The following is a 24,420-nucleotide window of genomic DNA, read 5'->3' on the forward strand; positions in this document are numbered from 1 at the left end:
TGGCTGTAATGCCTACACGGCCGCCGACCTACGCCGACCGGTTCTACGCCGCCCGGTCCGACGCCGGCCACACGTACGGCAGGTCGTCCGGGACGCCGGGGAAGAGGTCGGCGTAGGTGGCGGGGTCCTTGCGGACGAGGGCCGAGCGGTGGCTGTGGTGGAAGGGGGTGTCACCCAGCCATGGGGGCAGTTCGCCCTGGGCCGCCAGGACGTGCTGGTCGCGGACCGGGGCGTGCGGGCGGATCTCCCCGAGGTCGGCGACCAGGGTGGCCGCGCAGCTGTCCTGGTGGCCCTGTTCGCGCCAGACGCGGCAGATCTCCAGGCCGTAGCGGACGAGCGCCTCCTCGTATCCGGCCCACATCCGGACCGCCGGGTGGTGGCGCCAGCCGTACCCCGGTACGACCAGGCCGCGCAGCACCTGCAAGGCCTCGACGCGCTGTTTGCCGAGCCGGCGGCGGTCCAGGACCAGGGCCGACTCCCGGAACCCCGGGTGGGGGAGGAAGGTCTGCACGACGTCCGTCCAGGATGCCGGGACGCCTACCGGTCCGCGCCGGTGCGGGAGGTGCGGGCCGGGCGGCGGCGGCCCAGGGCCAGAGCCAGGGCGATCATCACGATGCCCAGGGCGAAGTGCAGCCAGTCGTCCGCCTCGTTGAGCGGGACGAAGTTGGCGTCGCTGTCATGGCCGACGGACAGGCCGTAGACCCACAGCACCAGGTAGACCGCACCGCCGACCAGCAGGTACGAGTACGCTCCGGCGGCCGTGCCGGCGAGGGCCAGGCCGACCAGGCCGTAGATCAGGTGCACGAGGTTGTGCAGGACCGAGACCTGGAACAGGCCCAGCAGTTCGGCGCCCGACTCGTGGGAGGCGATCTCCATCGAGCCGTAGTCGGTGGTGACGCCGGGGATGAACCCCAGCACGCCGACCAGGAGGAAGACGAAGCCCACCAGCTGGGCGGCCCGCTGCACGGGCGCCGCGGCGGCCCGGTGGGAAGGGTGTGTGGTCATGGCCGGTGGATCCTCACTGGAGAGGCAGTGTCTGTTCCGCCCAGATGGTCTTGCCCGCGGCGCCCTGGCGCGTGCCCCAGCGCTCGGTCAGCTGGGCCACGAGGAGCAGGCCGCGCCCGCCCTCGTCGTAGGTGCGGGCACGCCGCAGGTGGGGAGCGGTGTTGCCGCCGTCGGAGACCTCGCAGATCAGGCTGTTGTCGTGGATCAGACGGAGCTGGATCGGCGGCTGCGCGTGCCGGATGGCGTTGGTGACGAGTTCGCTGACGACCAGTTCGGTGACGAAGACCGCGTCCGACAGCCCCCACCTCTCCAGCTGCGCCACCACGTCCTTGCGGGTCTGGGCGACCGCGGACGGGTCGTCCGGCACCGCCCAGGTGGCGACCTGGCTCGCGTCGAGCGCCCGGGTGCGGGCGACGAGCAGGGCCACGTCGTCGGCCGGGCGCTGCGGCAGCAGGTCGGCCAGCACGCTGTCGCACAGGGCGTCCAGCGAGGGCGCCGGGCGGGCGAGGACCTCCCGCAGCCGGTGGACGCCGGCGTCGGGGTCCCGGTCCCGGTTCTCGATCAGGCCGTTGGTGTAGAGAACGAGCAGGCTGCCCTCGGGCAGGACCACCTCGGTGGCCTCGTGGGGCAGGCTGCCCATGCCGAGCGGCGGCGCGGCCGGGAGTTCGATCAGCTCGGCCCTCCCGTCGGGCCTCACCACGGCCGGCATCGGATGCCCGGCCCCGGCGAAGCAGCAGCGCCGCGACACGGGGTCGTACACGGCGTACAGGCAGGTCGCGCCCACGTCCCCGGAGGTCTCGCCGTCCTCCCCGTGCTCCCCCTCCACGCTCAGCCGGGCGACCAGGTCGTCCAGGTGCGTGAGGAGCTCGTCGCACGGCAGGTCGATGTCGGCCAGGGTGCGTACGGCCGTCCGCAGCCGGCCCATGGTCGCGGAGGCGTGCAGGCCGTGGCCGACGACGTCGCCGACGACCAGGGCCACCCGCGCTCCGGACAGGGGGATGACGTCGAACCAGTCCCCGCCGACGCCGGCGTGCCCGCCCGCCGGCAGGTAGCGGGAGGCGACCTCGACCGCCGCCTGCCGGGGCAGCCGCCGCGGCAGCAGGCTGCGCTGGAGCGTGACGGCCGTGGCACGCTCCCGGGTGTAGCGGCGGGCGTTGTCGATGCTGACCGCGGCCCTGGCGGCCAGTTCCCCGGCCAGGAGCAGGTCGTCGTGCCGGAAGGTCTCGGGGTTGCGGTACCGGACGAGGAACGCGACTCCCAGCGTGGTGCCGCGGGCGGTGAGCGGCACGGTCATCACCGAGTGGATGCCGAACGCCCGGATTCGCGCGGCCCGCTCCGGGTCGTGCGCGAGCCACGCCGCGAACGCCGGGTCGGTCACCTCGTGCAGGGTGGGGCGTCCCGCGCGCAGGCTCTCGTAGGGCGCCGAACCCTCGGGGTAGGCGTCCACCTGGCCGGCCGCCACGACCGCCTCCGGGGCCCCCGGGGTCACGGACCGCAGCGCCACCCGCCGCAGCAGCAGCGGCCCGTCCGCCGGAAGGACCCGGGCGGGCGGTTCGGGTACGTCGTCCAGCGCGGCGAGCAGATCGACGCTGACGAAGTCGGCCAGGGCCGGGACGGTGACGTCCGTCAGCTCCTCGGCCGTGCGCCGCACGTCGAGCGTGCCGCCGATGCGCCGGCCGGCCTCGGCGATCAGCTGGAGCCGCTTGCGCGCCCAGAACTGTTCCGTCATGTCGTGCGCGGAGATGCAGACACCCTGGATCGTGCCCTCGGCGTCCCGCAGCGCGGACTCGAAGACCGACCAGGCGTGCTCGCGGGTCTCGCCCGGGGCGCGCAGGTAGTTCTCCTCGTACTGCGGCTCACCGGACCGCAGCACCCGGGCCATGCTGCGTTCCGCCTGCGCACCGGCCTCGTCGTCGACGATCTCGGAGACGCGCAGGCCCAGCATCTCGTCCTCGGTGAGCCCCATGGCCCGCTGCATGGCCTCGTTGGCCCGCCTGAGCCGGAGCCGGGTGTCGTAGAGCGCGAGGGCGCAGCACGGGGACTGGGTGAAGCTCCAGCTCACGAGGGATTCGTCGAGGCCGGCCCGGGGCTGCCGGCGGGTCAGGGCGGACAGGAGGAGCCAGGCGGGGGCGCCGGTGCCGGGCGTCCTGTGGTGGGCGAGGACGGGGACGGTCAGTTTCCGGCCGTCGTGGTGCCGGAGCCTGACCTCGCCGTTCCACCGGGGCAGGTCGGCGAGCGCGGGCAGGCCGCCGCCCCGGGCCGGGACCGGCTCGGCCAGCAGGTCGGCGGCGGGGCGGCCGGTCATCTGCCGGGCCGAGTACCCGAGGAGCCGCTCGGCGCCCATGTTCCAGCCGGTCACCCTGCCCTGCTCGTCGAGGGTGACGCGGGCGGTGAGGGACTCGCCGACGAGCTCCGCGAGGGCCTCCGGCGTTTCGGGGCCGTCGGGGGCTTCGGGAGCCTGGGGGACTGGGGGGACTCGGGGTTCCGCTCCGAGCGACCGGTCGGCCCGGTGGCCGGCCCGGCCGACGGTGACGGGCTGCTCCATGATCGGTCATCTCGCTCTGGCGGGGAGTCTGCGCTGGCAGGGAATCTGCGGTGCTCCGGATACTCGGAGGACAGTCATCCGATATGTGACCTATCCCCTGATTACCCCGATTGTGACGGCCCTTACCCTGCTGCCACGGCCCTGCCGGGAGCCTGCCGCCGCCCCGCCCGGGTAACCGGTGCCCCATGGGCGAGATCCTGGTGGGCACGTGTTCCTGGACCGACCGGGCCCTGGTCGGCAGCGGCTGGTATCCGGCGGGGCGGCGGGACGCGGAGGGGCGGTTACGGCACTACGCCGAGCGCTTCCCGGTCGTCGAGGTCGACGCCTCGTACTACGCGCTGCCGAGCGAGCGGAACAGCCGGCTGTGGGCCGAGCGGACACCGGACGGGTTCGTGTTCGACGTGAAGGCGTTCTCGCTGCTGACCGGGCACCCCACCAGGGAGGCGGCGATGCCGGCCGGGCTGCCGGCCGACCACCGCGACCCTGGCGTGCTCGACGAGGTGTGGGCCCGGTTCACGGCCGGGATCGAGCCGCTGCGGCGGGCCGGGCGGCTGGGGAGCGTGCTGTTCCAGTTCCCGCCGTGGTTCCGGCCCGGGGAGCGGGCGGAGGCCTTCCTCCAGGGGTGCGCCGAGCGGACCCGCGGGTGGCCCGTCGCCGTGGAGTTCCGGCATCCCTCGTGGTGGGAGCCGGGGCGGGAGGAGGCGACGGGCGCGCTGCTCACCCGGCTCGGCATGGCCGCGGTCGCCGTCGACATGACGCAGACGCTGCCCTCGTCGATACCGCCCGTCACGCCCGTCACCTCACCCCGGCTGTCCGTCGTACGGTTCCACGGACGCAGCACCGCCTGGGGTACCGGCAGCAAGGAGGACCGGTTCCGGTACGCGTACGGCGAGCACGAACTCGCCGAGTGGCTGCCCCGCGTGCGCCGGCTGGCCGAGCGGACCGGACAGGTCCACGTCCTGTTCAACAACTGCTGCGGCGACGCAGCCGTCCGCGCCGCCGAGTGCATGACACGGCTCCTGGACGACGACCGGCCGACGGCACCGAGGGTGCCTGGGGCAGCACCGAGGGTGCCTAGGGCACGATCCGCACCTGCTTCTCCACCGTCACCTGGTCCACGTCCGACACCCGCACGGTCGTCTTCATCGTCCACGTCCCGGCGAGGGGCAGATTGACGGAGTTGGCGCTCCAGTAGCCGCCGACGTCGGTGAGTCCGGCGTCGATCGGGCCGACCTTCCGGGAGGGGAGGGTGAAGGTGATGCGGACCTCGGGGACGACGATCAGCCCCTTGTCGGCGCCGTAGACCACGGCCTGGACGCCGTTCTCGCCGACCCGGGCCGGATCCAGGGTGACCTCCACGGTGCCGCGGCCGGACAGGGTGCCGGAGCTGCCACCGGTGTCGAAGGGCACCGAGGCGAGGGTCGTGGGCGGCAGCGCACCCACCGGGGACCGCTGTGCGGCCTCGGCCTGCGCCCGGCCCGGCAGCGTGGTGGTGAGCAGTGTCGTGATCAGCAGCACCACGGCGGCGACGGCGACCTCGACGAGGACGGAGCGGCGCAGACCGCGACGGCGGATGTCCGCGTCGCCGGACTCGGGGGCCGGCTCGGACGCCTTCTCCGGTTCCTCCGACGCCCCCTCCGGCTTCTCCGGCTCCTCTGCCGCGCTGGATTCGCCGGGCTCGTCCGGCCCCTCCGGCTGGGCCGGCGCCCCGGCTCCGACCGGCTGTGCCACCCGTTCCGGTACGGCCGTCCGCGTGGCGGCGGCCGCCGGTGCCGCGAGGCGGGCCGTCCACCGGCGCGAGTATCCGGCCGCCAGCAGCAGCGCGGTCACCGCGACCAGTTTGGCCAGCAGCAGCCGGCCGTACGACGTGCCGGTCAGCGCGGCGAGTGAGCCGAGGCCGCGCCAGGACTGGTAGAGCCCGGTGACGGCCAGGACGGTCACCGAGGCGAAGGCGATCCGGGAGAAGCGGGGCACGACCTCCGTCAGCGCGTCGACGGAGGCCCGGCGCAGGGTCAGCAGCAGCGCCACGAGGCCGCCGAGCCAGACACCCGTCGCGATCAGGTGCAGCACGGACGACGTCATCGCCAGCGGCACCTGGATCCCGGCGGAGGCGTGCTCGGCCGCCGCCCAGGTCAGGGCCAGGGCGACGGCCAGGGTCGCGCCCACCGCCCGCAGCACGGGCTCCCGGCGGTCGCGGTGCCGGGACAGCCGCAGCAGGAGGGCGGCGGTCAGCAGGAGGACGGCCAGCCTGGCGAGCAGGGCCAGACCCGGGCGGCCGGTCACCGTGCGTTCGAGGGCGGAGAGGTCGAAGGCCGCGGCGGGACTCGCGCCCGTCTCGTACGGGGCGCGCAGCAACAGCAGGACGACCGTCGAGCCGAACAGGGTCCACCAGGCGGCCACCAGTGGTCTGCGCAGCGGGGACGTGTCCGCGGGTCGGCACAGCAGTGCGAACGCCACTGTGCCGACGAGCAGGGCGGCGGCGAGGTAGGCGAGATAGCGGGCGGCGTCGTAGAGACCGCCGGTCAGCGGGTCCTCGTCCGGGCCGGTGTCGACGGGCGCGGTCGTCGCGGACCGTTTGCCGACGGAGAAGGTGAAGGCGCCGGAGACCGGGTGGCTGTCGGCGGACACCACCCGCCAGGCCACCGTGTAGGTGCCCTGGGCGAGTTTCCCGGGCAGTCCGACGCGGGCCGTGTCGGAACGGCCGTCCGCGTGCTCGGCCTCGCCGGTGTGCACGCGGCGCTGGTCCGGGCCGAAGACGCGGAAGGAGTCGTCGAGCAGGCCTACGGATTCGGTGAACGTCAGGGTGAGGTGGCGGGGGGCCTGCCGGACGACCGATCCGTCGTCGGGGTCGGTGCTGCGGAGGGCGGCGTGGGCCGAGGCGGGGGTTGCTCCTGCGAGGAGCAGTACCAGCACGGTGCCGAGCAGCACCAGGGCTTGGAATCGCCGGGGGTGTCCGACATTGCGCTCCACGTGGGTCTCCGGGGTCGGGCTGTACGGCTCCCGGTTATGTACGGATGGGAGTTGCGGAGCGCTCAGCGGGGGAGGTCGGTGGCTGTGGATTGGCGGCTGCGGGTGTGTGGGGGTTGTTCGCGCAGTTCCCCGCGCCCCTAAAAAGCAGGTCGGCACAGTCCTGGGATGCGGTCCGCCACTGCCGGATAGCGCGCCGTCAGCTCCGCCGCATCCCCGTGCTCATAGCCCTCGAACGTGAAGCCGGGTGCCATCGTGCAGCCGAACAGGGTCCACTGCCCGCCCTCGCGCACCCTGCCGCCCATCCATGTGCCCGCCGGGATCGTGAACTGGACGTGCTGGCCGCCGAGGACGTCAGGACCGAGCACCGCCGTCCGCGTGCTGCCGTCCGGGGCGAGCAGGAGGAGCTCCAGGGGATCGCCGAGGTAGAAGTGCCAGATCTCGTCGGTCGGCAGGCGGTGGAGGGCGGAGAAGTCGTCCGCTGTGAGGAGCGCGACGATCGCCGTGCCCTCCGGTCTGCCGTCGGGGCGCTCGGGACCGGCCCAGGTCTGGCGGAACAGGCCGCCCTCTTGGGGGATCGGCTCCAGGCCGTAGTGAGCGATGAGGTCGTCGGGCGTCACGCGGGGAAGAGTATCTCCCGGTCGAGGAAGGCGAGCTGGGCCTTCTTCTCGGGCAGATACACGTCCGGCAGGTCGATCTCCGGCAGGACGACCACCGGCCCCGCCGTGAAGCCCATGGTGAGGAAGCGGGCGACCGCCTTCTCGTTGCGGACGTCCGGGTCGACCACGATCCTCCGGCGGTCCAGGCCGAGCAGGACGTACCGGGCGACGGCGGTCACCAGCCGTGCGGTCCAGCCGGAGCGCGCGCCGCCCGGGCCGGCGGGGGCGACCAGCAGGTGGACGCCGATGTCGCCGGGGCGGACGTCGTAGCACTCGCTGACCCGGTCCGCCTCGGGCTCGTAGGTCTGGAGGAGGGCGACCGGCTCGCCGTCGCGGACGACGAGGTAGGCGTGGTGGGTGGTGAGGGTGTCCATGTGGGCGTAGATCTCGGCGACCTGACGCTCGGTGAGGCCGGTCATGCCCCAGAAGGAGGCCCGCTCCTCGCTCACCCAGCGGTGGACCGTCCCGGCGTCGGCCTCCGGGTCCAGCGGCAGGACGCGGACGGTGCCGAAGCCGTCGGTCACCTGCTCGTGGACGGCCGTGCGGGAGGCGTACGGGTCAGACATCGGTCTCCTTCTTCAGCAGGGTCCAGTCGGTGACGACCGGGACGAGGTCGCCGGCGAGCCACAGGGGGAGCTGGTCGCGGTGGTGGGGTGAGCCGGGGACGCCCGAGGCGCCGAGCGGGACGACCCAGCGGCTGTCCTCGCGCCGGGCCAGGTCCCAGACGTACCGGGCCGCCGGGCCGCGTGCGGCGCGGTCGGTGAGACCCGGCACGCCCGAGGTGCACAGCACGCAGTCGTGGTCGCCGGACAGCCCCGGTTCGTCGTACGGCGTCTCCGGCTCCAGGGCCCGCCAGGGGGCGAGCCGGTGGGTGTCGCCCCAGACACCGGCGGGCGGCCGGGCGGCCACCTCCTCGACCGCCGCGCGCACGGCCGACGGGCGGTCGATTCCGTACAGTTCCTCGGCCCGCAGCAGGTGTTCGAGGGCGAAGCCCACGCGGGGGAGGAGGGCCAGCCAGGGCTGGAACACCTCCGGATACGGCGGCGGTGTGGCGAGTGCGGCGAAGGCGGGATGCGCCGCCAGTTGCCGTACGACGGCACTGCGCACCGCCGAGTAGAGGGCCGCGTCGGCGCTGCCGGCGTCCATGCGGCGGTTCCAGGCGAGGAGGCGGTCCCGGAGGGCGGAGGCCTCGGGGGTGAGGGAGTCGAGGCCCCGGAGGTGGTCCAGGAGGGCGGACGCGGAGGCGAGGTGGGTGTCCGTGTGGATCGCGGGCATGTCGGCGGCGGACCAGCGGTCCTTGCCGGCGAGCAGCTCGGTGATGCGGTCGTGGCGGTGGGGCGGGGCGAACTCGACGCCGAGGGGTGCGGCCGGGCCGCGCTGGTTGGCCATGACGGCGACGCCGTCGGTGAGCCCGGCGCGGGGCGTCTCCTGCCAGCCCTGCCACGCGTGCCCGGGATCCCAGGCGGGCACCAGGCGCAGGCGGTTGGCCTCGGCGCGCAGCGGCACCCGCCCGGCGACGCGGTGCAGGACACCGCCCTCGGTGTCGGCGGCCTGGACGACGTTGACCGGCTCGGCCCAGCGGTCGAACGCGCGGTCCACGTCGGCGACCCGGCGGGCCCGCAGCAGCGGCAGCAGGGCGCCGAAGCCGAGGTCGCCGGTGGCGCGGGGCGGGTGGCGCAGGCTGATCGCGACGGGCGGTCCGGCCGGGTCCGTCGGGTCGCCGTCGAGTCCCTCGGGACCGCCGATGACCACCGGGCCCCGCTCGGTCTCGATGACCTCGACCTCGACCGGCTCCTGGCCCGCCACCTCGACGACCTCCGTGTGCCGGGCGGCGCGGTGCCAGACCCCGTCCGGGCCGAGGGCTTCCACCCCGGCGCCGGTGCGCCGCAGCCGCTCCCGGTACAGGTCCTGGTAGTCGGCCATGGCGTTGGTGATGGCCCAGGCGACCGTGCCGGTGTGCCCGAAGTGGGCGATGCCGGGGACACCGGGGACGGCCAGGCCGACGACGTCGAACTCCGGGCAGGACAGGCGGATCTGCTGGTAGACGCCCGGGTCCTCGATCCAGCGGTGGGGATCACCGGCGATGACCGCCCGCCCGGTGACGGTCCGCTCCCCGCTCACCAGCCAGCCGTTGCTGCCGGACGTGCCGGGGCCGTCGGTGGCGAACAGGCCGATGGCGTCCGCGCCCAGGCGGGCCGCGACCTGCTCACGCCAGAGCTTGGCCGGGAACCCGGCGAAGAGGATGTGGGTGGCGAGCCAGACGCCGAGCGGGGTCCAGGGGTGCCAGGTGCCGGGGGTGAGGTGGGCGCGGGCGAACTCGGGGGCCGCGTCGGCGCCCGCCGCCAGCCCGCCGTTGACCCCCTCCACGTACGCCCGCAGCCAGTCGGCCGTCTCGGGGTCCCGTCTCTCCAGGTCCGTGAAGCAGCGTCTGGCGGTGTCGTCGAGTCTGGCGCGTCTGGCGAACCGGTCCCAGGGCAGGGCGCTCTCGCCGAGGAAGGACGCCGAGGTGCCCTGGGCCCGGTGCCGCTCGACCTCCAGCTGCCAGGCCCGGTCGCGGGCGGTGACGAGGCCCTGGGCGTGGGCGAGTTCGGCCGCGCCGCCCGCGCGCAGATGCGGAATGCCCCAGGCGTCGCGGTAGATCTCGTTTGCCACGCTGCGCCCCCACCTTCCTTTAGGTTAGCCTTGCCTAAGTCATAACTGTGGCGGGAATCGTACTTGAAGGGTGAATACGGGATGGGGCAGGGGCGGGGTTGGGAGGGCGCGGTCCTCAAACTGCTGCGCGCCAAGGATTTCGTGTTCACCGTGACCGAGGCGGAGGACGTCACCCCGGACTACCGGCGGCTGCGCTTCACCGACGGCGGTCTGCTCGCGGCGGCCGGCGTGCACCCGACCATGTGGGTACGGCTGTGGTTCGACAACGCGGGCAAGCCCCACCAGCGGGCCTACACCCTGGTCGACCCGGACCCGGCGGCCGGGACGTTCAGCCTGGAGTTCGCCCTGCACGAGGGCTGCGCCAGCGACTGGGCCAGGGCGGCCAAGCCCGGCGACACCATCGAGGCGACGGTCCAGGGCACCGGCTTCGAGCACCCCGACCCCGCTCCCTCCCACGTCTTCGCCGTCGGCGACCCTGCCTCTCTGCCGGCCGTCAACTCCCTGCTGGACGCGCTCGGCTCCGCCCCGGCCACCGTCTGGTTCGAGGGCGGCGACGACGATCTGCCGTTCCGCACCGACCCGGCCCGGCACGAGCTGCGCAAGGTGCCGCGCCAGGACTCCGGCGCGCACCTGGTCGAGCAGGTGAGGGCGGACCTGCCGGGCCTGCTCCAGGGCACGTCCGACCCGTACGTCTGGATCGCCTGCGACACGACGACGACCCGGTCACTCGCGGCATACGTCCGCAAGGAACTGGGCCTGCCCAAGCAGCGGGTGCACGCGCTGGGCTACTGGCGGCCGACGTCGTAGGACCGGGCGGGCCTCGGGACGCGGCCGGGCCCGCACCGGGGGATGATCGGGGCATGGACGTCACTCTTCACCTCGCCCAGGACCCCGAGGCCGACGCGCTGCTCGGGCGCAGTCCGCTCGCCGCGCTGGTCGGGATGCTGCTCGACCAGCAGATCCCGATGGAGTGGGCGTTCAAGGGCCCGGCGACCATCGCCCAGCGGCTCGGCACGGACGACCTGGACGCGCACGAGATCGCCGCGCACGACCCCGAGGCCTTCGCCGCGCTGCTCTCCCAGAAGCCGGCGGTGCACCGCTACCCGGGTTCCATGGCCAAGCGGATCCAGCAGCTGTGCCAGTACCTCGTCGAGCACTACGACGGTGACGCCGAGGCCGTCTGGAAGGACGCCACGACCGGCAAGGAACTCCTGAAGCGGCTGGCCGAGCTGCCCGGCTTCGGCAAGCAGAAGGCCCAGATCTTCCTGGCCCTGCTCGGCAAGCAGCTCGGCGTGCGGCCGCCGGGCTGGCAGGAGGCCGCGGGCTCCTACGGCGAGCCGAAGTCCTTCCGCTCGGTGGCCGACATCACCGGCCCCGAGTCGCTGGCGAAGGTCCGGGCCCACAAACAGGAAATGAAGGCAGCGGCCAAGGCGGCGAAGGCGACGGGCAAGTAGCGGACCGCGGGGTCCCCGGCCCCGGCCCTCGTAGCCATCAGCCGTGCGGCCCGTCCCAGGTGGCGGGAGCGTTCCGGGCGGGCCAAGCATGGATCATGAGCGAGCCATCGAGCGGCTCCCCCCGGGGACCGGAGCGCGGCCCTCTCCACCGGCACGCGCCCCGCCCGCCCCGGGGCTCGGGGCCCGACGTCATCGCCCTGCGCCACCGGGGTCGCCGTACGCCGAGCGAGCGGAACTCGCAGCCGGCGGGATGAACCGCGTACCCGCGGCGGGGAACCACCTCCCGTGAACCCCGCACCGCAGCCGGCCCCCCGCGCCACCCGTCGGAGGACGTGGCCGCGGGTGCTCGTCCTGCTGCTCGCCCTGCTCGTGCCCGGCGCGCACGCCGCGGCGCACGCAGGGCCGACGGCCGCTGTCTCCACGGAGAGCACGGCCGTCGAGTGCGACGTCCTGGACACCGCCCTGCGCCCACCGGCCCGGAGCGGCCGGCGCACCGCCGTCCCCCTGCGCCCCGCCCCGCTCCCGAGCCCCGGGTCCGCGTACACCGCGCCGCACCCCGTGCCCGTGCCGCAGGGGCCGCGGCACGACCCCCGGCCCCTGCGTTCCGAGGTCCTGCGCTGCTGACGGGACCGGACACCTGTCCGTCAGCCCGTACGCAGCCATGCGCAGCAAACGGAACGAGGAACACAGCCATGCTCGAAGACCCGTACGCGGTCCTGCGCGCCCTCCTGCGCGCCGAGGCCGTCCGCAACACCCCCAAGCCGTCCCAGCCGCAGCCTCAGCGCCCGTCCGGGCAGCAGACGCGGGAGCGGCAGCAGCCCCCGAAGGAGAGGTAACGCGGCTGACCGAGCCGCAGAGGCGGAGGCGGTGACGGCCAGGCCGAGGCCAGGCCGGCGCCTCCGCCGCCCCGGTCGCCGGGCCGTCCCGAAGAGCGAGCGCGTGATCCGCCGTCCAGTCCGCGCCGCCCCCTTTCGGGCGAATCAGGCGCACGCATTGCGGGATCCACTCCGGGAACGCCGCGGCGGCGCGGGCCTGGAGCCGGCCGGCCCGCCTCGGGCGCACAGGGCCGCCGGCACGGTCTCGCGCTCCGGCATATTCACACCCCGGTTCCCGGTTCATACCGCCTTGTGGGGTTTTTTTCAGCGCCGCACTCCGCCGCCACGGCTGCGCCCGGAAGGTCCCGCCCGGTAGGCTTTCCGTGTGATCTTCAAGCGCATCGGAAACGGCCGGCCGTACCCCGACCACGGCCGGGACAGCACCCGGCAGTGGGCGGACGTCGCGCCGCGCCCGGTCCGCCTCGATCAGCTCGTGACGACCAAGCAGCAGCTCGATCTCGAGACGCTCCTCGCCGAGGACTCCACGTTCTACGGCGACCTCTTCGCGCACGTCGTGAAGTGGCAGGGCGACCTGTACCTGGAGGACGGCCTGCACCGCGCGGTGCGGGCGGCGCTCCAGCAGCGTCAGGTGCTGCACGCGCGCGTGCTCGAACTCGACTGACCCCGCCGGTCACGGGTTGACCCTTTCGGGTCTGCTGGGCGACGTCGAATGATCATCTAGTAGGCATCGTCGCCCAGGCCCACTACGCTGCGCTCATGAGCATGCTGACTCCCCCCGGCATGGGCGGCAAATACCGCATCAAGGGAAACAAGTACCCGCGGATGCGCCGGCCCCGGCGGCGCGGCAGGCTCGTCGGGCTGGTCGTCGTCTCGGCCGCCGTGCTCGGCGTGGGCGGCTGGGGCACGTGGCAGCTCATCGACGTCTTCACCGGCGGCGGCGAAAGTGCCTCGGCGGCCGGCAGCGGGACGGACTGCGCCCCCAGGACCAAGGCGAGCCCCTCGCCCCGCGCCAAGGCCCTGCCCGAACCGCGTGCGATCACGGTCAACGTCCTCAACGCCACCACCCGCAGCGGCCTGGCGAAGAAGACCGCCGACGAGCTGAAGAAGCGCGGCTTCAAGATCGGCGACGTGGGCAACGCGACCAAGCAGTACGACAAGAAGGTCAAGGGCACCGGCGTGCTGCTCGGCCCCGCCTCCGCCCTCGACACCTCGCTGCCGGTGCTCGGCACCCAGCTCCCGGGCGCCGAACGGCGTACCGAGGCGGCCCGCAAGGGCACCGCCCTCGACCTCGTCATCGGCGACGGCTTCAAGGAGCTGGCGACGAAGCCGGACGCCGACCGGGCCCTGACCAAGCTGGCCACGCCCGAGCCGGCGCCGACGTCGAAGAAGGGCTGCTGAGCGGCCCGGGGCACGGGGCCTACTCGGCCGCGCCGTACATCCGGTCCCCCGCGTCGCCGAGGCCCGGCACGATGTAGCCGTGCTCGTTCAGGCGCTCGTCGACCGACGCGGTCACGACCGTCACCGGGGTGCCCGCCAGCTCGCGCTCCATGACCTCGACGCCCTCCGGCGCGGCCAGCAGCACCACGGCGGTCACGTCGTCGGCGCCGCGCCGGATCAGCTCCTGGATCGCCGCGACCAGCGTGCCGCCGGTGGCGAGCATCGGGTCCAGCACATACACCTGACGGCCCGACAGGTCCTCCGGCATCCGCGTGGCGTACGTGGAGGCCTGGAGCGTCTCCTCGTTGCGGATCATGCCGAGGAAGCCCACCTCGGCGGTCGGCAGCAGCCGCACCATGCCGTCCAGCATCCCGAGGCCGGCCCGCAGGATCGGCACCACCAGCGGACGCGGGTGGGACAGCTTGACGCCCGTGGTCGTGGCCACCGGCGTCTTGATGTCGACCTGTTCGGTGCGCACGTCGCGCGTGGCCTCGTAGGCGAGCAGGGTGACCAGCTCGTCGGCGAGACGGCGGAAGGTCGCGGAGTCGGTGCGCTGGTCGCGCAGCGTGGTGAGCTTGTGGGCGACCAGAGGGTGGTCGACGACGTGGAGACGCATGCCGACAACAGTAACCGGGCCCGTTGACCCCGGCCGCACGGCAAGCCCGCCGTCCGCCCGTCACCCGTACGCCGGCGTCAAACCGCCCGTCCGGGGGAAAGCGGTAGAGACGGACTGGGGGTGGTGAGCCTGATGCCCGACCGGGATTCCCGAGACGATCCGTCGCCGCGCGCACGGCCCGCGCCGGCCGCGGAGACATACGAGACCGGGGCCTACGAGACCGGTAGGACCCGTAGGTCCGGTGCGCCTGCCCGGATCGTCCAGGCCGAGCCGGTGGACGGGACGGACGAGACCGACGCCGAGCGCCGGCGGCGGCGCGCCCGGTTCCTGCGCGATCTGGCCGAGGCCCGGGAGCTGCGCGACCGCGTCCAGCCGCGCCGCGTCAAGGTGGCCCGGCTGCGGCACGCGATGCGCATGCGCACGTTCCGCTGGTAGGAAACGCCCGGGGAAACCCCCGATGAATCCTCCGGGGAAACCTCCGGGGAAGATCACGAACCGCGCGGACGTTGTCGAGGTGGCCCGTGCGTGGAGCGGGGGAAAGCCGCGTACGATCCGCAGGTGGCGGCAACGAGCGTGCGAGCAGAACTGCCGGACACAGGGTGCCGAAGACGTCCCCTGAACGCCTTGTTTCTGCCACGATTCCGAGTGGGTGGGGCTCGGACGAGCACTCCCCGCCCGCAACCTCCGCCGGGGGGACCCCCAACCGGCACGCCTATGACCAGTGGGAGAGTCACGGTGTACTTCGCCGCACTGCTCGCGCGCACCGAAGACGGGTGGGAAGCGAGCGACACAGAGCTCGACGATGTGGAAACCCTGTCGGATCTGGCCGACCTGGCCCGTGAAGCCTCCCCCGACGAGGACACGGTGCTCGTGCTCATCGAGCAGGAGGACGCCTGGTTCGGAGTCGTCCGCGTGGACGGCGAGGAGGACCCTCGCATCTACGTCTCGGACGCCGCCGCCGCTGCCCGCAGCAGCTACGGCGAGATCCTCCTCACCGACGAGCTGCTCGGACGCGATCCGGACGACGGGGACGACCTGGACGCCCTCGATCTCGACGGCACGGAGGACGGTGACTCCGACGACGAGGCGGACGACGGTGACCCGGTCGCCGGAACCGGCGAGGCCGTGCCGCACGGCCCGGTCGGCGACGCCCAGATCCTGGACGACCTCGGCGTGAGCGAGAAGGAGCTGCGCTCGCTGGCGACGGACGCCGTCACGGAGATCGCCGAGGCCCTCGGCGCCTCGGAAACCCTGGAGACGGTCCGCTGACCGCACGCACCACCCCGGGACCACCGGATCCCGTACGGGACCCCTGGCGACCCGCGATGCGACTCGCCCTGGACCAGGCCGCCGAGGCCGTCCGGGGCGGGGACGTCCCCGTCGGCGCCGTCGTCCTGGCGCCGGACGGCACGACCGTGCTCGCGGCCGGGCACAACGAACGCGAGGCCGACGGCGATCCGACGGCCCACGCGGAGGTACTCGCGCTCCGGCGGGCCGCGGCCGCACTCGGCCGGTGGCGGCTCGCCGGGTGCACCCTCGTGGTGACGCTGGAGCCGTGCACGATGTGCGCGGGCGCGATCCAGCAGTCCCGCCTCGACCGGCTCGTCTACGGCGCCCGCGACGAGAAGGCCGGCGCGGCCGGTTCCCTCTGGGACCTGGTCCGCGACCGGCGGCTCAACCACCGGCCCGAGGTGATCGAGGGCGTGCTCGCCGAGGAGTGCGCCGGGCTGCTCACCGAGTTCTTCCGCGGCCGATGACCGTCGCCGCTTATCGATTTCAAAGCACGCCGCCCCTTGCTGTAAGGTCTCCCTCGGTAGCGTGTCCGAGCGGCCGAAGGAGCTCGCCTCGAAAGCGAGTGTGGCGCAAGTCACCGAGGGTTCAAATCCCTCCGCTACCGCTGGAGAAGGGCCCCGTCGTCAGACGGGGCCCTTCGTGCGATCATGTGCGCTGCATGGGACACCAGTGACAGGGGAGGCCGCGATGGCGGTGAACGCGAAGAAGGTCGCCGTCTACGTCGCCGTGGTCTTCGTGATGTACGTGATCATTACGGACCCGCAGAAGGCCGCCGACTACATGCTGATAGGTTTCCAGGGCATATCGGACGCCGCCCGCGCCCTCGGCGACTTCGCCACATGGGTCGCCGACGGAGGAAAGTGATGATCCGCCACCTGGTCCTCTTCAAGCTCCACGAAGGTGTCGAGCGTGACGACCCGCGGGTCGTGAAGGGCGTCGAGGCCTTCCGTGCCCTCGAGGGCACGATCCCCGAGATCCGCTTCTGGGAGCTCGGCTGGAACGTCAGCGACCGCCCCATCGCCCATGACTTCGCCATCAACTCGGCCTTCGACGACGCGGACGCGCTGCGCCGGTACGTGGACCATCCCGACCACCAGGCGGGTGTCGCGCTGTGGCGCGAGTTCGCCACGTGGGTGATCGCCGACTACGAGTTCTGAGCCCGCCGCTTCGAGCCCCCCGTCGCTCCGACGGGGGGCTCTTCTGCTGTGGGTGCACATCTATGCCGTATTTCATCCCTCAACACGTAGTTATGGGGTGCTTGCACACAGTGCACATGTCTTGTGATGCTATGACCGCTTTTGATGGAAGAGAGAGTTGACGGATGGGTTGACGGATGACGAGGTGGAGTTGACCGTGCTGGCCAGTACCGCACCTCAGGCACCATCCTCGGAACCGGCTCCGCAGCGGAGCCGCGGCGCGGACACCCGTGCCCTCACACAGGTCCTCTTCGCGCAGCTCAAGGAGCTCCAGCCGGGCACGCCGGAGCACGACCGGGTGCGCGGGGCGCTCATCGAGGCCAACCTCCCCCTCGTGCGCTACGCGGCCGCCCGGTTCCGCTCCCGCAACGAGCCGATGGAGGACGTCGTCCAGGTGGGCACCATCGGGCTCATCAACGCCATCGACCGCTTCGACCCGGACCGGGGCGTGCAGTTCCCGACGTTCGCGATGCCGACGGTGATCGGCGAGATCAAGCGCTACTTCCGCGACAACGTCCGTACGGTCCATGTGCCGCGCCGGCTGCACGAGCTGTGGGTGCAGGTCAACAGCGCGACCGAGGACCTGACGACCGCCTTCGGGCGCACCCCGACGACCGCGGAGATCGCCGAGCGGCTGCGCATCACCGAGGACGAGGTGCTGTCCTGCATCGAGGCCGGGCGGTCGTATCACGCGACCTCCCTGGAGGCCGCGCAGGAGGGCGACGGGCTGCCGGGACTGCTGGACCGGCTCGGCTACGAGGACCCCGCGCTGGACGGGGTGGAGCACCGGGATCTCGTACGGCATCTGCTCGTCCAACTGCCCGAGAGGGAGCAGCGGATCCTGCTGCTGCGGTACTACAGCAACCTCACGCAGTCTCAGATCAGCGCGGAACTCGGCGTCTCGCAGATGCACGTCTCTCGGCTACTCGCGCGTAGCTTCCAGCGGTTGCGGTCTGCGAACCGGATCGACGCCTAGCCGGGAACCGGGGTGGTGGGCGGCTGCGTGCCCCCTCGACGTGTAACCGCAAACAGTTGCGAGTGGTAACCGTGGAGAGGGAATCGCTCATCAGGGCCGTTCCCGACAGTTGCGGGCCGAAAATGCGTCAGACCCCTTGCTTGCAGGGCGGATTGGCGTCTCAGATGTCGACATGTCACTACAGCGTGTTGCCGACATGTGACATTCTGCGGGAAGCGCGTTTGCCGGGGCTTCGGCTCCGGTATTCAGGTGAAGGCTGCGTTCCTCAGACGGGAGCGTTCGCCGCGACCGTCCCGCGACCCAAAGGGGGTGGCATGTCCGCAGAACAGGGCAGCTCGAAGGTGCTCACGCTCGCGGAGAGCGACACAGCTCCCCATGCTCTCGACTCACTTGGCCCCATCGACGACGTTCCGGCCGAGCTCGCGACCGAGCCCGCCCCGGCGCTTGTGGCCACGGGGGCCATCGACACCCGCACCCTGTCCCGCTCCCTGTTCCTGCGGCTGGCCGCGCTCGACGAGGACAGCCCCGAGCGTGCGTACGTCCGCGACACGCTGATCGAGCTCAACCTGCCGCTGGTGCGGTACGCGGCGGCGCGGTTCCGCTCCCGCAACGAGCCGATGGAGGACATCGTCCAGGTCGGCACGATCGGGCTGATCAAGGCGATCGACCGGTTCGACTGCGAACGGGGCGTCGAGTTCCCGACGTTCGCGATGCCGACCGTCGTGGGTGAGATCAAGCGGTTCTTCCGCGACACGTCGTGGTCGGTGCGGGTGCCGCGCCGGCTTCAGGAGCTGCGGCTGGCCCTGACGAAGGCCAGCGACGAGCTCTCGCAGAAGCTGGACCGCTCGCCGACGGTCACCGAACTCGCGTCCGTGCTCGGGGTGTCCGAGGAGGACGTCGTCGACGGGCTGGCGGTGGGGAACGCGTACACGGCGTCCTCGCTGGACTCCCCGGCGCCGGAGGACGACGGCGGCGAGGGCTCGCTGGCGGACCGGCTGGGGTACGAGGACAGCGCCCTGGAGGGCGTCGAGTACCGGGAGTCGCTGAAGCCGCTGCTGGCGAAGCTGCCGCCCCGTGAGCGGCGGATCATCATGCTGCGGTTCTTCGCGAACATGACCCAGTCGCAGATCGGCGAGGAGGTCGGCATCTCGCAGATGCACGTGTCCCGCCTGCTGACGAGGACCCTGGCCCAGCTGCGGGAAGGCCTCATCTCGGACTGACCGCGTCGGACTGACTGCGTCGGACTGAGCGCGCCCCGTCGCCCACCCGGTGGTGGTGGGCCGGGGCCGCGCCGGGGGGTGTCCGTCCTCGGAACGGCGCGATGGGGTCGGACGCCGACTGACTGTCCGTTGACGCGCCAACCGCTGCGGGCGGACACCCCCCGACACGTCCCCTTCCGTGCGTCGGCGGCTGCGGGCGCGTGGTGGCTCAGCTGCCGCAGGCCGCCGTGGCCGCCTTAGCTGCGGGCCGCCGGTCCCGCTCAGCTGCCGCTGGCAGCCGCTGCGGGCAGTCGTGCCGCTTGGGGCGGCACGGGTGGGCGCAGCGGCACCCCGCGACGCCGGGCTGCGAACCCACCCGGCCTGAGCGCCAACGCCGGGCACCCTGCGCCGCCGTGTTGCGGGCCCACCCGACGCCGGACAGCTCCGAGTTTCAGTAAAACCGCCGCACGCGCCGCACGGCGGCCGGCGTCAGCCCAGCGCCAGCCACGCCACCGCCGCGATCACCGCGACGGCGGCGACGACGCCGAGGATGAGACCGATACGCGGCCCGCCACCGCTCGTCGCCGCGGCCTGCCGCCCCTGCGGCGCCTCGTCGACGAACGCGCGGAACATCTGGGTGCTGCCGGCGGGGTCGTGATTGCCCTGCGGGGCCTGGTTGTTAGCCATGGCCCGAGACCCTAGCGAAAACGCCGGGGCTCCCCAAGTGGGGGTTGGCATTCCGTTCAGTCCCACCCGACCCCTCCCCCCAGCCTCACGACCTGCACATTTACTACCGCAATACTTGCCTTTGCCAACTTTTTATGCCGCACCACCCCCTTTTTATTTGCCTGTAGCAACCAACCGCTCCTATGGTTGCCCTAAGCAACGAAAGCGGGAGGTGTCATGGCCGAGAGGGCGCAGTACGAAGAGCTGGTCCGCCAGTTCAGTGCCTTCGGCGCCGTGAAGCGGGAGCTCGGCCGGATCATGCCGGCCGACTGCCCCGGCGGTTCGGCGACCGTACTGACCATCCTCGGTCGCCACGGCGACATGCGCATGAGCAAGCTCGCGGAGCTGCTCGCGGTGGACATGTCGGTCACCAGCCGCCATGTCGCGCACGTCGTGGACCGGGGCTGGATCGAACGCTCCCCCGACCCCGCGGACAAGCGTTCCCGGATCCTGCGCCTCACCCCGGCGGGCCACGCACAGCTCGACGAGCTGTCCCGGCGGACCACCGAGGTCCTCGCCGAGCGCCTGGGCGACTGGACCGACGAGGACGTCGGCCGGCTCACGGACCTGATGGCGCGGCTGAGGGAGAGCTTCGACTGCCGCCCCGCGCCCCGGGCGGCACCACCCGCTGTCGCACAGACCACCCGTACACCCGCAAGCACGTAAGAAAAGGAAGCCCATGGCAACGACCACACCAGCCGGTGTGCGGGCTCATGCCAAGCACGGGGGAGGCTCCCACGGCTCCCCCGGCGGCGGCGCTCCGATGACGCACCGGCAGATCATGGAGGCCCTCACCGGCCTCCTGCTCGGCATGTTCGTCGCGATCCTGTCGTCGACGATCGTCTCCAACGCCCTGCCCCGGATCATCGGCGACCTCGGCGGCGGCCAGAGCGCCTACACCTGGGTCGTGACCGCGTCCCTGCTGACGATGACCGCGTCGACGCCGCTGTGGGGCAAGCTCGCCGACCTGTTCTCCAAGAAGCTGCTGATCCAGCTCGCGCTGGTGGTCTTCGTCCTCGGGTCGGCGGCGGCCGGCATGTCGCAGAACCCCGCCATGCTCATCACGTTCCGCGCGGTGCAGGGCATCGGCATGGGCGGTCTGTCCGCGCTGGCCCAGATCATCATGGCGGCGATGATCTCGCCGCGTGAGCGCGGGCGGTACAACGGCTACCTGGGCGCCGTCTTCGCCACGGCCATGGTCGGCGGTCCGCTGGTCGGCGGTGTCATCACCGACACCGACTGGCTCGGCTGGCGCTGGTGCTTCTACGTCGGCGTGCCCTTCGCCGTGATCGCCCTGATCGTGCTGCAGAAGACCCTGCACCTGCCCGTGGTGAAGCGGAAGGTCAAGGTCGACTGGGCGGGCGCCTTCTTCATCACCGCGGCCGTCTGCCTGCTGCTGGTCTGGGTGACCTTCGCCGGCGACAAGTACGACTGGCTGTCGTGGCAGACGTACGCGATGGTCGGCGGCTCGGTCGTGCTGCTGGCGCTGTTCGTCCTGGTCGAGGCCAAGGCGAGCGAGCCGATCATCCCGCTGCGGCTGTTCCGCAACCGCACCATCACGCTGGCCTCCCTGGCCTCGCTGTTCGTCGGTGTCGCGATGTTCTCGGGGACCGTGTTCTTCAGCCAGTACTTCCAGCTGGCGCGGGACAAGTCGCCGACGATGTCCGGCGTCATGACCATCCCGATGATCGCGGGCCTGTTCGTCTCCTCCACCGTCTCCGGCCAGGTCATCACCCGGACCGGCCGCTGGAAGGGCTGGCTGCTCGGCGGCGGTGTGCTGGTGACGGCCGGGCTCGGGCTGCTGGGCACGATCCGGTACGACACCGAGTACTGGCACATAGCGATCTTCATGGCACTGATGGGCCTCGGCATCGGCATGATGATGCAGAACCTGGTGCTGTGCACGCAGAACCAGGTGGAGCCGGGCGACCTGGGTGCCGCGAGCTCCACGGTGACCTTCTTCCGGTCCCTGGGCGGTGCCGTGGGCGTCTCGGCGCTGGGCGCGGTCCTGGGCAACAAGATCACCGACTACGTCAAGGACGGCCTCGCCGGCCTGGGCGCCAAGGGCCAGGCCCTCGGCCACGCCGGCACGGGCGGGGGCGGCATCCCCGACCTCAACGCCATGCCCGCGCCGATCCGCACCGTCGTGGAGAGCGCCTACGGCCACGGTGTCGCGGACGTGTTCCTCTACTCCGCCCCGCTGGCGCTGCTCGCGCTGCTGGTGTCGCTGTTCATCAAGGAGGTCCCGTTGAAGACGAAGGGCGGACTGGCGCAGGCGGCGGACGACGACGCCCGTGCGGAGGCTCCCGCCGAGCAGGCCGCCGAGGCTCCCGCCGCGGAGAAGGCCGCGCCGAGCTGGGCCGTGGCGGACACCGAGGCCGCCGACGGCACCGGTCCCGAGGGCACGCAGCGGCTCGCCGCCGTCGCCACGGCGACCCGGGCCGAGGAGCCCGCGTCCGGTGGGGGCGGTGTGCCGGTCCGCGGCTTCGTCCGCGGCAACGAGAGCGCACCCGTGCCGCGGGCCGCGGTCACGCTGATCTCGCTGGCCGGACGTCAGCTGGGCCGGTCCGTGGCGCAGGCCGACGGCTCCTACGCCCTCGACGCGCCGGGCGCCGGGTCGTACGTGCTCATCGCGTCCGCCGACGGCTTCCAGCCGCAGGCGTCCACCGTCGTGGTGAACGGCGAGGCGGTCGCCTACGACATCCTGCTCAGCGGCACCAGCGGGCTGACCGGCCTGGTGCGGGCCGCCGAGGGCGGACAGCCGGTCAAGGACGCGATGGTCATCGTGACCGACGTGCGCGGGGACCTGCTGGCCACCGGGACCACCGGTGAGCAGGGCGAGTTCTCCTTCGCCGAGCTGGTGCCCGGGGCGGTGACCGTCGCGGTGAACGCCGCCGGGTACCGGCCGCGCGCCCTGCCCGTCGAGGTGGGCGGCACCGGGGTCACCCGGGTCGAGATCGACCTGGACTCGGGCGCCCGCGTCCAGGGTGTCGTCCGCGCCCCGCACGGCCCGCTGGCCGACGCCCGGGTGACGCTGGTCGACCAGGCGGGCAACGTCGTCGGCTCGGCCACGACCGGCTCGGACGGGGCGTACGCCTTCACCGACCTGGACGGCGGCGAGTACACCGTCATCGCCACGGGCTACCCGCCGGTGGCCACCGCCCTGACGGTCACGGGCCGCGGCACCGACGCCCACGACATCGAACTCGCCCACCCCGGCGAGTAGGACAAGCCCCGGCCCGTGGCGGTGGGCGCGCTCCGAGCGGAGGCGCGCCCCTGCCACGGGCCGGTTTCCTTTCGAGTTTTCTGTTTTTCGGGAGTTAGCTGAGATGGGACTGACCGCGAGGATCCGTACCCGGGACGGTTGGGCCGTGTCGCACGCGGTCGTCACCGTGGCCGACATGACCGGCGCGCAGGCGCTGCGGGCCGAGGCCGGCGCGGAGGGCGCCGTCCGGGACGCGACGCCGCTGGAGCCGGGGGCGTACACCGTCATCGTCACCGCCGTGGGATACGCGCCCGCGGCCTCCAGCGTGATCGTCACGGCGAGCGGCCGGGCCGAGGTCGGCACGGTGACGCTGGCGCGGCAGGGCGGCACCGAGCTGCCGCCGCCGGGGCCGTGGACGGTCGACCCGGTGCACTCGAGTGTGGCCGCCGTGGCACAGCACCTGGGCATCTCCAGCGTGCACGGCCGGTTCACGGAGTTCTCCGGCTCGATCGAGATCGCCCCGGACGACGTCACCAAGTCGCGTGTGGAGGCGGTGATCCGGGCCGCGTCCGTCGACACCGGCAACGGCATGCGCGACGGGCACCTGAAGTCGCCGGACTTCCTGGACGTCGAGCGTTTCCCCGAGATCACCTACCGTTCGACGGGGCTGACGGCGACGGGGTCCGACCGGTGGACCGTGCACGGCGAGCTGGGCATGCACGGGGTCGTACGGGCCGTGGACCTGGACCTGGCCTACCTCGGCACGGGCCCGGACCCGTGGGGCGGCACCCGGGCGGCGTTCCGCGCCACGACCGAGCTGCACCGCGAGGACTTCGCGATGAACTACAACCAGGTCCTCCAGGCGGGCATCGCCGCCATCGGCACGACGCTCAAGGTGGAGCTGGACATCCAGGCCGTGCAGGGCGAGTCACTTCCGGCCGTCTGAGGCCGGTCCCGAGACCTTGGCCACCAACTGGTCGCACAGGTCCCTGAGTTTGACGTTCCGGTGCTGCGAGGCACGGCGCAGCCGCTCCAGCGCGTCCCGGGCGTCGATCCGCTCCCGGGCCATGAGGATGCCGATCGCCTGGTCGATGACGCTGCGGGAGAGCAGCGCCGTGCGCACGTCGGCCGCCGACTGGCGCCGGTGCTCGATGCGCAGCGCGACGTCGATCGCGCCCCCCGCCCGGGCCGCGAAGGTCCGGGCCGTGTCCCGGTGCGTGCCGAGCGCCCCGGGCCGCAGGCCGTAGTAGTTGATCGCCGCCCCCGTCTCGCCCTCGACGGCGAGCGGTACCGCCAGCGCGCACCTCACGCCCTTGGCCAGCGCGTACGGCGTGTACGCCGGCCAGCGGGACTCCTCGGCCAGGTCGGGTGCGTACTGCTCGACGCCGGTCTCGGCGGCCTCGACGCAGGGGCCCGAGCCGTTCTCGTACTGCCGCTGGTCCAGGCCGCTGGGCAGGCCGTCGCTGCCGGCCAGGGTGAGCAGACGGCCACCGCGGCGCACCGTGATGCTGCACGCTGCGGCACCCGGCACCTCCTGCACCGCACGGTCGGTCAGATCGCGCAGCAGGGTGTCGAGACCGCTGCTGCGCACCATCGCCTGGTCCAGCGTGTCGGACGTCTCGGAGCTCATGAACGTACGGGTATCCCGTCGGCG

27 protein-coding genes and 1 tRNA gene are annotated in these 24,420 nt (G+C 72.7%); 18 read left to right on the forward strand and 10 right to left on the reverse strand.

Annotated features, from left to right (window positions below):
- Positions 1–43: 43 nt before the first annotated feature.
- From ACZ3I3_RS20835 to ACZ3I3_RS20845, 3 genes are read right to left on the reverse strand one after another with little or no spacing between them, the layout of a single operon-like run.
- Entirely contained in the window at positions 44–511 is a 468-nt protein-coding gene (locus tag ACZ3I3_RS20835) for an MSMEG_6728 family protein (RefSeq protein WP_467367099.1), read from the reverse strand.
- 26 nt (positions 512–537) lie between these two features.
- The gene (locus tag ACZ3I3_RS20840; protein ID WP_467367101.1) at positions 538–1,005 is read right to left on the reverse strand and encodes a DUF4383 domain-containing protein; all 468 of its coding nucleotides are present in this window, start codon (positions 1,003–1,005) and stop codon (positions 538–540) included.
- A 13-nt stretch (positions 1,006–1,018) separates the two neighbouring features.
- A complete protein-coding gene (locus ACZ3I3_RS20845; RefSeq protein ID WP_467367103.1) occupies positions 1,019–3,550 on the reverse strand; it encodes a SpoIIE family protein phosphatase in 2,532 nt (843 codons plus the stop codon).
- Between the two features lie 185 nt (positions 3,551–3,735).
- Between ACZ3I3_RS20845 and ACZ3I3_RS20850 the strand changes: the two genes are divergently transcribed.
- Positions 3,736–4,725 carry a DUF72 domain-containing protein gene (locus ACZ3I3_RS20850; protein WP_467367104.1) on the forward strand — a complete coding sequence of 330 codons (990 nt, stop codon included), beginning with the start codon at positions 3,736–3,738 and terminating at the stop codon, positions 4,723–4,725.
- Here the strand turns inward: ACZ3I3_RS20850 and ACZ3I3_RS20855 are convergent.
- From ACZ3I3_RS20855 to ACZ3I3_RS20870, 4 genes are all read right to left on the reverse strand, one after another.
- Entirely contained in the window at positions 4,625–6,478 is a 1,854-nt protein-coding gene (locus ACZ3I3_RS20855; RefSeq protein ID WP_467367315.1) for a copper resistance CopC/CopD family protein, read from the reverse strand. The genes ACZ3I3_RS20850 and ACZ3I3_RS20855 overlap by 101 nt on opposite strands.
- Before the next feature lie 179 nt (positions 6,479–6,657).
- Complete coding sequence (locus ACZ3I3_RS20860; RefSeq protein ID WP_467367106.1) at positions 6,658–7,137, reverse strand: cupin domain-containing protein; 480 nt, start codon at positions 7,135–7,137, stop codon at positions 6,658–6,660.
- Positions 7,134–7,742 (reverse strand): GNAT family N-acetyltransferase, encoded by a 609-nt coding sequence (locus ACZ3I3_RS20865; RefSeq protein ID WP_467367108.1) that lies wholly within the window; start codon positions 7,740–7,742, stop codon positions 7,134–7,136. Before ACZ3I3_RS20865 ends, ACZ3I3_RS20860 begins: the two co-directional genes overlap by 4 nt.
- Entirely contained in the window at positions 7,735–9,828 is a 2,094-nt protein-coding gene (locus ACZ3I3_RS20870) for a penicillin acylase family protein (protein ID WP_467367110.1), read from the reverse strand. Before ACZ3I3_RS20870 ends, ACZ3I3_RS20865 begins: the two co-directional genes overlap by 8 nt.
- An 81-nt stretch (positions 9,829–9,909) precedes the next feature.
- Between ACZ3I3_RS20870 and ACZ3I3_RS20875 the strand changes: the two genes are divergently transcribed.
- The 6 genes from ACZ3I3_RS20875 (at position 9,910) to ACZ3I3_RS20900 (ending at position 13,516) form a co-directional block, all read left to right on the forward strand.
- A complete protein-coding gene (locus ACZ3I3_RS20875; protein WP_467367112.1) occupies positions 9,910–10,635 on the forward strand; it encodes a siderophore-interacting protein in 726 nt (241 codons plus the stop codon).
- A 53-nt stretch (positions 10,636–10,688) separates the two neighbouring features.
- Positions 10,689–11,282: an HhH-GPD-type base excision DNA repair protein gene (locus ACZ3I3_RS20880; RefSeq protein WP_467367114.1), complete on the forward strand. Its 594-nt coding sequence runs from the start codon at positions 10,689–10,691 to the stop codon at positions 11,280–11,282.
- A gap of 342 nt (positions 11,283–11,624) precedes the next feature.
- Positions 11,625–11,906 carry a hypothetical protein gene (locus tag ACZ3I3_RS20885; RefSeq protein ID WP_467367116.1) on the forward strand — a complete coding sequence of 94 codons (282 nt, stop codon included), beginning with the start codon at positions 11,625–11,627 and terminating at the stop codon, positions 11,904–11,906.
- 68 nt (positions 11,907–11,974) lie between these two features.
- On the forward strand, positions 11,975–12,118 hold the full coding sequence (locus ACZ3I3_RS20890) for a hypothetical protein (RefSeq protein WP_467367118.1): 144 nt from the start codon (positions 11,975–11,977) through the stop codon (positions 12,116–12,118).
- Positions 12,119–12,482: 364 nt separating this feature from the next.
- Positions 12,483–12,779: a type II toxin-antitoxin system VapB family antitoxin gene (locus ACZ3I3_RS20895; RefSeq protein ID WP_003991361.1), complete on the forward strand. Its 297-nt coding sequence runs from the start codon at positions 12,483–12,485 to the stop codon at positions 12,777–12,779.
- Between the two features lie 119 nt (positions 12,780–12,898).
- The gene (locus ACZ3I3_RS20900) at positions 12,899–13,516 is read left to right on the forward strand and encodes a LytR C-terminal domain-containing protein (protein WP_467367317.1); all 618 of its coding nucleotides are present in this window, start codon (positions 12,899–12,901) and stop codon (positions 13,514–13,516) included.
- 19 nt (positions 13,517–13,535) lie between these two features.
- Here ACZ3I3_RS20900 and upp read toward each other — a convergent pair whose 3' ends face one another.
- On the reverse strand, positions 13,536–14,171 hold the full coding sequence (upp, locus tag ACZ3I3_RS20905; RefSeq protein WP_037671908.1) for a uracil phosphoribosyltransferase: 636 nt from the start codon (positions 14,169–14,171) through the stop codon (positions 13,536–13,538).
- Between the two features lie 132 nt (positions 14,172–14,303).
- Here upp and ACZ3I3_RS20910 point away from each other — a divergent pair, with 132 nt between their 5' ends.
- The 8 genes from ACZ3I3_RS20910 (at position 14,304) to ACZ3I3_RS20945 (ending at position 18,856) form a co-directional block, all read left to right on the forward strand.
- Positions 14,304–14,606, forward strand: coding sequence for a hypothetical protein (locus ACZ3I3_RS20910; protein ID WP_467367121.1), 303 nt, complete (start codon positions 14,304–14,306; stop codon positions 14,604–14,606).
- 300 nt (positions 14,607–14,906) lie between these two features.
- Positions 14,907–15,440 (forward strand): tRNA adenosine deaminase-associated protein, encoded by a 534-nt coding sequence (locus tag ACZ3I3_RS20915; RefSeq protein WP_059419514.1) that lies wholly within the window; start codon positions 14,907–14,909, stop codon positions 15,438–15,440.
- A gap of 56 nt (positions 15,441–15,496) precedes the next feature.
- Complete coding sequence (gene tadA / locus ACZ3I3_RS20920; protein WP_467367123.1) at positions 15,497–15,928, forward strand: tRNA adenosine(34) deaminase TadA; 432 nt, start codon at positions 15,497–15,499, stop codon at positions 15,926–15,928.
- A 55-nt stretch (positions 15,929–15,983) separates the two neighbouring features.
- A tRNA-Ser gene (locus tag ACZ3I3_RS20925) sits at positions 15,984–16,068 on the forward strand.
- An 83-nt stretch (positions 16,069–16,151) separates the two neighbouring features.
- Complete coding sequence (locus ACZ3I3_RS20930) at positions 16,152–16,328, forward strand: hypothetical protein (RefSeq protein ID WP_467367125.1); 177 nt, start codon at positions 16,152–16,154, stop codon at positions 16,326–16,328.
- The gene (locus ACZ3I3_RS20935) at positions 16,328–16,621 is read left to right on the forward strand and encodes a Dabb family protein (RefSeq protein WP_467367127.1); all 294 of its coding nucleotides are present in this window, start codon (positions 16,328–16,330) and stop codon (positions 16,619–16,621) included. Before ACZ3I3_RS20930 ends, ACZ3I3_RS20935 begins: the two co-directional genes overlap by 1 nt.
- A gap of 196 nt (positions 16,622–16,817) precedes the next feature.
- On the forward strand, positions 16,818–17,636 hold the full coding sequence (locus ACZ3I3_RS20940) for an RNA polymerase sigma factor SigF (RefSeq protein ID WP_467367129.1): 819 nt from the start codon (positions 16,818–16,820) through the stop codon (positions 17,634–17,636).
- Positions 17,637–17,950: 314 nt separating this feature from the next.
- Positions 17,951–18,856 carry an RNA polymerase sigma factor SigF gene (locus ACZ3I3_RS20945; protein ID WP_243380166.1) on the forward strand — a complete coding sequence of 302 codons (906 nt, stop codon included), beginning with the start codon at positions 17,951–17,953 and terminating at the stop codon, positions 18,854–18,856.
- Between the two features lie 468 nt (positions 18,857–19,324).
- Here the strand turns inward: ACZ3I3_RS20945 and ACZ3I3_RS20950 are convergent, their stop codons facing one another.
- A complete protein-coding gene (locus tag ACZ3I3_RS20950) occupies positions 19,325–19,522 on the reverse strand; it encodes a hypothetical protein (RefSeq protein ID WP_467367131.1) in 198 nt (65 codons plus the stop codon).
- A gap of 216 nt (positions 19,523–19,738) precedes the next feature.
- Here ACZ3I3_RS20950 and ACZ3I3_RS20955 point away from each other — a divergent pair, with 216 nt between their 5' ends.
- The 3 genes from ACZ3I3_RS20955 (at position 19,739) to ACZ3I3_RS20965 (ending at position 23,712) form a co-directional block, all read left to right on the forward strand.
- The gene (locus ACZ3I3_RS20955) at positions 19,739–20,227 is read left to right on the forward strand and encodes a MarR family winged helix-turn-helix transcriptional regulator (protein WP_467367132.1); all 489 of its coding nucleotides are present in this window, start codon (positions 19,739–19,741) and stop codon (positions 20,225–20,227) included.
- 97 nt (positions 20,228–20,324) lie between these two features.
- On the forward strand, positions 20,325–22,787 hold the full coding sequence (locus tag ACZ3I3_RS20960; protein ID WP_467367319.1) for an MFS transporter: 2,463 nt from the start codon (positions 20,325–20,327) through the stop codon (positions 22,785–22,787).
- A gap of 103 nt (positions 22,788–22,890) precedes the next feature.
- Positions 22,891–23,712, forward strand: coding sequence for a YceI family protein (locus ACZ3I3_RS20965; protein ID WP_467367133.1), 822 nt, complete (start codon positions 22,891–22,893; stop codon positions 23,710–23,712).
- Here ACZ3I3_RS20965 and ACZ3I3_RS20970 read toward each other — a convergent pair.
- Positions 23,695–24,396 (reverse strand): GAF and ANTAR domain-containing protein, encoded by a 702-nt coding sequence (locus ACZ3I3_RS20970; RefSeq protein ID WP_467367135.1) that lies wholly within the window; start codon positions 24,394–24,396, stop codon positions 23,695–23,697. The two genes, ACZ3I3_RS20965 and ACZ3I3_RS20970, sit on opposite strands and share 18 nt — an antisense overlap.
- Positions 24,397–24,420 lie beyond the last annotated feature (24 nt).

It is taken from the genome of Streptomyces sp. NPDC016851 (genome assembly GCF_055562795.1).